Annotated in this window: 7 protein-coding genes and 2 pseudogenes; 2 read left to right on the top strand and 7 right to left on the bottom strand. The window is 62.5% G+C overall.

Features of this window, described 5'->3' with window-relative positions; all coding sequences use genetic code 11:
- From HLUSI_RS30845 to HLUSI_RS0126110, 7 genes and pseudogenes are all read right to left on the bottom strand, one after another.
- Window positions 1-333, bottom strand: a 333-nt coding sequence (locus HLUSI_RS30845; RefSeq protein ID WP_040503933.1) for a TolC family protein, incomplete at its 3' end; no start/stop codon positions are given.
- 76 nt (window positions 334-409) lie between these two features.
- Complete coding sequence (gene czcI / locus HLUSI_RS0126135) at window positions 410-778, bottom strand: cation efflux protein, CzcI family (RefSeq protein ID WP_016836732.1); 369 nt, start codon at window positions 776-778, stop codon at window positions 410-412.
- Window positions 779-818: 40 nt separating this feature from the next.
- The gene (locus HLUSI_RS0126130; protein WP_016836731.1) at window positions 819-1,979 is read right to left on the bottom strand and encodes an MFS transporter; all 1,161 of its coding nucleotides are present in this window, start codon (window positions 1,977-1,979) and stop codon (window positions 819-821) included.
- Between the two features lie 270 nt (window positions 1,980-2,249).
- Window positions 2,250-3,398 carry a galactonate dehydratase gene (dgoD, locus tag HLUSI_RS0126125; RefSeq protein WP_016836730.1) on the bottom strand — a complete coding sequence of 383 codons (1,149 nt, stop codon included), beginning with the start codon at window positions 3,396-3,398 and terminating at the stop codon, window positions 2,250-2,252.
- Window positions 3,399-3,521: 123 nt separating this feature from the next.
- On the bottom strand, window positions 3,522-4,175 hold the full coding sequence (locus HLUSI_RS0126120) for a 2-dehydro-3-deoxy-6-phosphogalactonate aldolase (protein WP_016836729.1): 654 nt from the start codon (window positions 4,173-4,175) through the stop codon (window positions 3,522-3,524).
- Between the two features lie 13 nt (window positions 4,176-4,188).
- Window positions 4,189-5,213 (bottom strand): annotated as a pseudogene (locus tag HLUSI_RS30840) (2-dehydro-3-deoxygalactonokinase).
- 46 nt (window positions 5,214-5,259) lie between these two features.
- Complete coding sequence (locus tag HLUSI_RS0126110; RefSeq protein ID WP_016836728.1) at window positions 5,260-6,189, bottom strand: aldose 1-epimerase; 930 nt, start codon at window positions 6,187-6,189, stop codon at window positions 5,260-5,262.
- Window positions 6,190-6,579: 390 nt separating this feature from the next.
- Between HLUSI_RS0126110 and HLUSI_RS0126105 the strand changes: the two genes are divergently transcribed.
- Together HLUSI_RS0126105 and HLUSI_RS33230 are read left to right on the top strand one after the other, a co-directional pair.
- The gene (locus tag HLUSI_RS0126105; protein ID WP_016836727.1) at window positions 6,580-7,551 is read left to right on the top strand and encodes an ABC transporter substrate-binding protein; all 972 of its coding nucleotides are present in this window, start codon (window positions 6,580-6,582) and stop codon (window positions 7,549-7,551) included.
- A gap of 224 nt (window positions 7,552-7,775) precedes the next feature.
- Window positions 7,776-7,947: pseudogene (locus HLUSI_RS33230) on the top strand (sugar ABC transporter ATP-binding protein); the annotation flags it as partial.

The raw sequence follows: 7,947 nt of genomic DNA, 5'->3' as shown, positions 1-7,947 counted from the left end.
CCCCCGGGGGGCGCCGATGCGGGCGGCGCGCTTGCCGCCGAGTTCGATGGGCTGATTGAGCTGAATGGTGGTGGTGCGCGTGCTTTTACGCGTGTCCTCCATCAGCGTCGACAGTTCGGGATTGGGACGCGCACCAGCTTGCGTGACCGTGGCGTCGACCGCCTCAAGTTCGTGCCGGGCGGCGGACAGTTCAGGATTGTTGTCGAGCGCGAGCGCGACGGCATTGTTCAGCGTGATGTTCAGCGTCGGGGACGTTGCCGCCTCCTGCGCATGCGTGTAGGCCGGACAGGCGAGCAGAAGCGCCAGTCCCAGCGGATAGAAACGGGTGTACATCGAATTCTCCGGATGAAAGGGAAAGAATTCGGCGAGCGGTCAGCAGTAAGAAAAAAGGGAAAGACGACTCGCCGGCTTAGGCGGCGAGAATCCAGTCGGGCTCATCAGGGGATTCCCCGATGTGGGAGAGATACAGTGGGGCTAAGGAGAGAGTGAAGCTGTTCTTTTCCTGCACGGGTGGCGTCCATGCGGTGTACGAATTCATCGGCTTGCTGCAGGAGAAATGGCAGAAGCTGCAATCGGCATCGCTGCCGGTGTTGAGTTTGCTGTCATCGCTGTTGTCCGCGTGTTGATCCTGCTTCTGTTGCTTGCTGTCGGCAGCGGCGTGATGGCCGACGTGTTGTGCAGCGGGATTGCTTTCATGCTGGCAATACGACGCCACCGCCGCCCAGGAAAACTGGAAGGGCAGCAGCATCAGCAGGAAAATGAGGACGTAGCGTTTCATGGCAGGGCATTATAGCTGCACTTTTTCAGGACCCGCCGAATCAAGCCGCAACGCGCGCTGCGCGCCGATCGAGCAAGGCCGAGGTCAGCACCGTCAGGAAACCCAGCACCGACACGCCTGCGCCCAGCAGCGGCAGATCGGTCAGCGGCAAGCCGGCCGAGATCGCCAGCCCGCCGAGCCAGGCGCCGGTCGCATTGCCGACATTGAACGCGCCTTGATTGAGTGTCGACGCCAGGTTCGGCGCGTCCTTGGCTTTGTCGAGAACACGGATCTGCGCAGCAGGAACAACGGCAAACGAGAACGCGCCCCAGATGAACATGGTGATCAGCGTCGGCAGCGGGTAGCGGCTGCTCCACGAGAACTGCACCAGGATCAGCGCGATGCAGACGAACATCGAGAACAGCACCGGCATCAATCGCCAGTCCGCGAGGCGGCCGCCGATCAGGCCGCCGACCGTGATGCCGGCGCCGAACAGCAGCAGCACCCAGCTCTCCTGATGCGCGGTGAAACCGGTGACGTCGAGCAGGATGTAGGCGATGTAGGTCAGCACGCTGAACATGCTGACCGAGGCCAGCGTGCTGGTCAGCAGCGCGAGCTGGACTTGCGGATGTACGATGGCGCGGAATTCCTTGAAGATGCTGCCGCCTTGCATGGCGATTTTTTTCGGCAGACAGATCCACAGCATGATCACGGCAGCCAGGCCGATCACAGTGATCGCGCCGAAGGTCGAGCGCCAGCCGGCGGCATGGCCCAGCGCGGTGCCGAACGGCACGCCGAGGATGTTGGCGACGGTCAGGCCGGTGAACATCAGCGCCACGGCTTGCGCACGCTTTTCGCGCGGCACCAGTTCGGCGGCGACCACCGAGCCGATGCCGAAGAACGCGGCATGGCAGAACGCCGTCACCACGCGCGCCACCATCAGGAAGTTGTAGCTCGGCGCAATCGCGCACAGCACGTTGCCGAGGATGAACAGGCACATCAGGCCGACCAGCGCGCGTTTGCGCTGCCATTTGGCGGTGACGATCGCCAGCACCGGCGCACCGGCCGCCACGCCCAGCGCGTAGCCGGATACCAGCATGCCTGCCGCCGGCGCAGAGACGCCGAGATCGCGGGCGACATCAGGCAAGAGCCCCATGATCACGAATTCTGTAGTGCCGATGCCGAAGGCGGCAACGGCGAGGGCGAAGAGGGGCCAGTGCATGATGAAAATCCTGATGGAGGAACTGCGGGGAAAACCGTTATTTTACGTGGCTGCGGCCCGATCTGCTGAGCAGATGCGGGCCGCATGGATGAAATATATTGAAGAGAATCGTGCGAACTCAAAGAGATCGAAACCTGTTCGCGGTCCGTAGCGAGGAGTCATCAGCCGCCGCCGACCGGAGCGCAAGGACCGGAACGTACTTCATGTACGTGAGGACTGAGCACCGTACGGTGGTGGATCATGGCTCCGCAGTAGGACCCCGGACAGGTTTTACCACTCTGCGAAGCTGCCGTCTTTATGCCTCCAAATCGGGTTGCGCCAGCGGTGTCCGACTTCGGCGCGCTGCCTTACATACTCTTCATTGATCTCGATGCCGAGGCCCGGACCGTTCGGGATGGTGACGTAACCATCCTTGTAGCTGAACACGTCGGCGTCGGTGACGTAGTCGAGCAAATCGTTGCTCTCGTTGTAATGGATGCCCAGGCTTTGTTCCTGGATGAAGGCGTTGTACGACACGGCGTCGACTTGCAGGCAGGCTGCCAGCGCAATCGGTCCGAGCGGGCAGTGCAGCGCCAGCGCGACGTCGTAGGCTTCGGCCATGGTGGCGATCTTGCGCGTCTCGGTGATGCCGCCGGCGTGCGAGACATCGGGCTGGATGATGTCGACGTAGCCTTCGCTGAGGATGCGCTTGAAGTCCCAGCGCGAGTACAGGCGCTCGCCCAGCGCGATCGGTGTGCCGGTGAGGTGGGCGATTTCCTTGAGTGCTTCGTAGTTTTCGCTGAGCACCGGTTCTTCGATGAACATCAGCTTGTACTGTTCGAGTTCCTTGACCAGCACCTTGGCCATGGGTTTGTGCACGCGACCGTGGAAGTCGACGCCGATGCCGACGTTGGGGCCGACCGCCTCGCGCACGGCCGCGACATTGGCCAGCGTGAGCTCGACCTTGTCGTAGGTGTCGATGAATTGCAGTTCTTCGGTGCCGTTCATCTTGACGGCGGTGAAGCCGCGCGCCACCGCGTCCTTGGCCGCCTTCGCCGTGTCGGCCGGACGATCGCCGCCGATCCACGAGTACACGCGGATGCTGTCGCGCACCGGGCCGCCCAGCAACTGGTTGACCGGCAGGCCGAGCGCCTTGCCTTTGATGTCCCACAGCGCCTGGTCGATGCCGGCCAGTGCGCTCATGTGGATCGCGCCGCCGCGATAGAAGCCGCCGCGGTAGAGCACGGTCCAGTGGTCTTCGATGTTGCGCGGGTCCTTGCCGATCAGGTAATCGGCCAGTTCTTCGACGGCGGCGGCGACGCTGTGCGCGCGGCCTTCGACCACGGGTTCGCCCCAGCCGACGATACCTTCATCGGTTTCGATCTTGAGGAAACACCAGCGCGGCGGCACGATAAAGGTGGTCAGTTTTGTGATTTTCATCGGAGATGATCCGTTCTGAGAAAAAGCGCCCAGTCTTGCTGCGGGCTGGTTGAGGAGCGGCCGGTCGTCAGATCATGATGGTGATCTTGCGACCGGCTTCTTTTATGCAATGTGATCTGGGTGCTAAGTGGTCGGCGTCGAATCGCCGTTGCGTGTTTGCCAGGCGCTGACGAAGGCCTTGGCGTTTTCGCCGACCGTGGCGGCCGACATGCCCGGCTTGAACAGCGCCGAGCCGAGACCGAAACCGGACGCGCCGGCATCGACGAACACCGAGACGCTGCTGGGCATGATGCCGCCTACGGGGAGCAAGGCGACCGAAGCCGGGATCACGGCGCGCCAGGCTTTGACGACGTGGGTGCCGAGCTGTTCGGCGGGGAACATCTTGAGCACGTCGGCGCCGGCGGCCAGCGCGGCAAATGCTTCGGTCACGGTGGCCACGCCGGGGGCACTGCACAGGCCGGCCTCCTTGGCGGCATGGATCACGCGCGCGTCGCTGTGCGGCATGACGATCAGCTCGCCGCCGGCAGCCTTGACCTGGGCGACTTGTTCCGGACTCAGCACGGTGCCCGCGCCGATCACGCAATCGGCCGGCAGCGTGCGGCGCAGCGTGGCGATGCTTTGCAACGGCTCGGGCGAATTGAGCGGCACTTCGATGACGCGAAAGCCGGCTTCATACAAGGCCTTGCCGATGGCTTCGACTTCATCGGGACGCACGCCGCGCAGGATGGCGATCAGGCCGCAGTGCTGCAGGGCGTTCTGGAAAAGATTCTTCAGCATGGTTCTACTTTCTTTATGTTCGCGATGACGCGGAAACCAGGCCGGCATGCGCCGCCAGTTTCCACAAGCCGTGCTCGGTGGCGGCAGCGGCGATTTCAACTTGGATAAGGTCGTACAGCGCCAGCGCCTGGCGGTAACGTTCGCACAGCGCATCGTCGCCGATGAGGGCGATGCGCTGTTGCCGGATGCCGCCGGTGGTCGCCAGCAGCGCGGCGATTTCGTGGCCGATCAGCAGGCCGGAGAGGTAATGCGCCTGCGCGCGCGGCGCGGCGACAGTTCGCCGGTCAGGCCCAGCGTGCGGCTGCTGAAGATGTTGGACAGCATGCCGGCGCGGCCGTCGGAAGATTTCGCCACCAATGCGCCACGCACGAAGGCGGCATCATCCGTCGCATCCACGGCGCCGTCGCGCTGCATGGTACGGCCGAGGATGCTGTGGTTGCTCAGTACCGCGTACATCTCGCCGGTCATGAAGGTGTCGAAATGCTCGATGCGCTTGCCACGTACATGCACCCATTTCGAATGCGTGCCGGGCAGACCGATCAGGATGTCGTCGACCTGCAACTGGTCGAGGATGCCCGCGACCTGGGTTTCTTCGCCGCGCATTACGTTGGGCAGCGCCGAGCGTTGCAGCAATCCCGGCACGATGTGCAGCGGCACGCCGAAACCGGTGTCGACGATGGTCATGGTGTTGCCGACTTCGCTGACGGCCAGCGGCACGTCGAGGTAGGGCGCTTCACGCCAGCCCTGTTTGCTGCCGACCATGCCGGCGGCGATCAGCGGCGTGGCCGGGGAATCGCGCAGCCAATCGCCGCATGCGGCCTGCAGCGCGCGACGGAAGCCGGCGTCGGCAGAGTTGGCAGAGTTGGCAGAAGCACCGGCACCGTCTTCCGCCGGCGGCAGGTTCATGACCCCCCACGGCAACGCGCGCCTGTCGGCCACGCGGCCGTCGGCGTCGAAGCGGTAGGCGCGCAGCGAGGTGGTTCCCCAGTCGAGCGCGATCAGGCCGGTGGAGGAGGTGGAAGGAGTTGCTTGCGTCATTGTGTGTTCGGTTTTAAAACAAATTCAAGGCAGGTTCAAAGCGGATTCAAAGCTCGCTCACGATGAAATGCGTGAGCAATCGCATGGACGCGTCCGGCGCCAGATTGACCAGGCCGTCACGGTCGGGCATGTGGAAGGCGTCGATCGGATGCGTGATCGGCTCCAGGCAAAAATAGTCAAGGCCGGGCGGGCGGTACATGAGGCTGTAACCGTTGCAGTTTTCCATCTGCATGCTCAGGCGCAGGCCGCGGTCGGGGTAGTCGATGTGCGACAGACCGTCCCAGCCGGTGAAGCAGTTGTCGATCAGCGGACCGTCGGCGGGGAACTCCACCGGCGCAAACCGGTTGTAGTCGAAGGTGGCCGGGAAGTCGCGCGTATGTCCGGTCGGAATCGGATCGGCGCCGCACAGCCAGACGCCGTCGGCGCGCGATTGCAGGCGCGTTTCGGCGTTGCGCGGAAAGTAGGGATGTAGGCCGAGGCCGAACGGCAGTTCTTCGGCGCCGCGATTGGTGACTTCCAGATCAATGGTCAGGCCGTCGTCGTTCAGCGTCAGGGTTTGCGTCGCGTGGTAGGTATACGGATCGCCGTCGTATTGCGCCGAGTCCAGCGCCAGCACGATGCGGTTGTCGGTTTTTCCGGCGACGCGCCAGGCTTGCAGCCAGCCGTCGCCATGGATGGGATAGTTTTCGCCGGCGCGGTTTTGCAGCACCGGGTAGTGCGCGCCCTTGTGCATGAAGCCGCCTTCGGTGATGCGGTTCGACCACGGCACCAGCGGGAAGCAGGCTGTCGTATAGAGATCGTCGGCGCCGGCCCAGGGGCGGAACAGCGGCGTCCATGCGCCGCGCCATTCCAGATCCCAGGCCGCGATGCCGGCGCCGAGTCCGGGCAGCACGCTCAGGCGTTGACGTCCGGAGCGAAGGGTCACGGTCTCAATGGCGGCCGCGCCGCCGCGCTGCGCTGCTGGGGTTGTGGTCATGGCGTCTCGGTTGCTGTCTCGATTATCTGGGCGGATGCTGTGCGGTCTGCTCCGCCTGGGCTGCTATCTGAAGCAAAAACAGCGCCGATCCTAACATCGGCTACCGATGCGGAATAATGAAAAATTTGTGAACATTGATATCGAAAACGATCTAGCTGTCAGCATTTCGTCATCGATGTAGTTGACTAAAACACCATGCCTGTTTCGGTATCGGAAATCGCTAAAAATTCATTGGATAGATATTTCTCGCTCTCCTACTATTGACCGGCATATTTCGCTGCACATCAGATGCCGGCGAAGACGCAAATGACGGCGCCTCCGTTCCCCCACGACAGCGCCGGACACCAAATAAAAATAGTACGTGTTGATAAACATAATTGGAGACAAGCAATGAAAATGACTCGCAGAACCCTGCTGGGCGCCGCCGTTTGCATGACCCTGGGCTGGAGCGCCCTGTCCGGCGCTGTGGCTGCCGACAAACCATTGACGATGGGCTTCTCGCAAGTCGGCGCCGAGAGCGAATGGCGCACTGCCAACACCGCCTCGATCAAGGACGCCGCCAAGAAAGCCGGCGTCAACCTGAAGTTCGCAGATGCGCAGCAGAAGCAGGAAAACCAGGTCAAGGCCATCCGCTCCTTCATCGCGCAAAAGGTCGATGTGATCGCCTTCTCGCCGGTGGTTGAATCGGGCTGGGACACCGTCCTGCGCGAAGCCAAGGCCGCCAAGATCCCGGTGATCCTGACTGACCGCGCCGTCAACGTGAGCGACAAGTCGCTGTACGTGACCTTCATCGGTTCCGACTTCGTCGAAGAAGGCCGCCGCGCTGCACGCTGGTTGCTGGATCGCGCCAAGACGCTGCCGGCCGGCGACATCAACATCGTCGAATTGCAAGGCACCGTCGGCTCGGCGCCGGCGATCGACCGCAAGGCCGGTTTCGAACAAGAAATCAAAGCCAATCCGAACCTGAAGATCATCCGCTCGCAGACCGGCGACTTTACCCGCGCCAAGGGCAAGGAAGTCATGGAAGCCTTCCTCAAGGCCGACGGCAAGAAGATCAACGTGCTCTACGCGCATAACGATGACATGGCCATCGGCGCCATCCAGGCCATCGAAGAAGCCGGCCTGAAACCGGGCAAGGACATCCTCGTGATTTCGATTGACGGCGTGAAGGGTGCGTTCGAAGCCATGATGGCCGGCAAGCTCAACGTCACCGTCGAGTGCAGCCCGCTGCTCGGACCGCAACTGATGTCGATCGCCAAGGACGTCAAGGCCGGCAAGGAAGTGCCGAAGCGGATCACTACTGAAGAAGGCGTATTCCCGGCCGAAGTCGCGGCCAAGGAATTCCCTAATCGCAAGTACTGATGCTTGATATCGGATATTGATCGGTCTCCCGCCCGCATGCGAACCATGAGGGCTCCGATCGTATGACCGGGGAAGCAATTTCCCGGTGTTGTTTCTCCTCTGCTCTGGAGTAACCCCTGGGCCTTGAACGATGCGTCGCAATGCCCCTCTGTGTTGCGGCGGATCTGCTCAACAGGCTTTGTGCGGCGGCTTCGGCCCGCCGTTTTTTCACTTGCGGTAACGCCATGTCGAACGCAACTTCAGAAAACATTCCTGCCATCGGCGCCGAACCGGCGCTGGAACTCACCGGCATCCATAAATCCTTCACCGGCGTCAAGGCACTCAGCAACGTCGGCCTGCGTCTGTTTCCGGGCGAAGTCCATACCCTCATGGGCCAGAACGGCGCCGGCAAATCGA

The organism is Herbaspirillum lusitanum P6-12 (genome assembly GCF_000256565.1).
GTDB classification, from domain to species: Bacteria; Pseudomonadota; Gammaproteobacteria; order Burkholderiales; family Burkholderiaceae_D; genus Herbaspirillum; species Herbaspirillum lusitanum.
Note: the sequence above shows the minus strand (reverse complement) of the source record. Positions and strands in the feature narration are given on the sequence as shown.

What these genes read in the sequence shown, in the direction of transcription:
- czcI (WP_016836732.1), bottom strand. Translation starts at nt 778, where the DNA reads ATGAAACGCTACGTCCTCATTTTCCTGCTGATGCTGCTGCCCTTCCAG.
- HLUSI_RS0126130 (WP_016836731.1), bottom strand. Translation starts at nt 1,979, where the DNA reads ATGCACTGGCCCCTCTTCGCCCTCGCCGTTGCCGCCTTCGGCATCGGC.
- dgoD (WP_016836730.1), bottom strand. Translation starts at nt 3,398, where the DNA reads ATGAAAATCACAAAACTGACCACCTTTATCGTGCCGCCGCGCTGGTGT.
- HLUSI_RS0126120 (WP_016836729.1), bottom strand. Translation starts at nt 4,175, where the DNA reads ATGCTGAAGAATCTTTTCCAGAACGCCCTGCAGCACTGCGGCCTGATC.
- HLUSI_RS0126110 (WP_016836728.1), bottom strand. Translation starts at nt 6,189, where the DNA reads ATGACCACAACCCCAGCAGCGCAGCGCGGCGGCGCGGCCGCCATTGAG.
- HLUSI_RS0126105 (WP_016836727.1), top strand. Translation starts at nt 6,580, where the DNA reads ATGAAAATGACTCGCAGAACCCTGCTGGGCGCCGCCGTTTGCATGACC.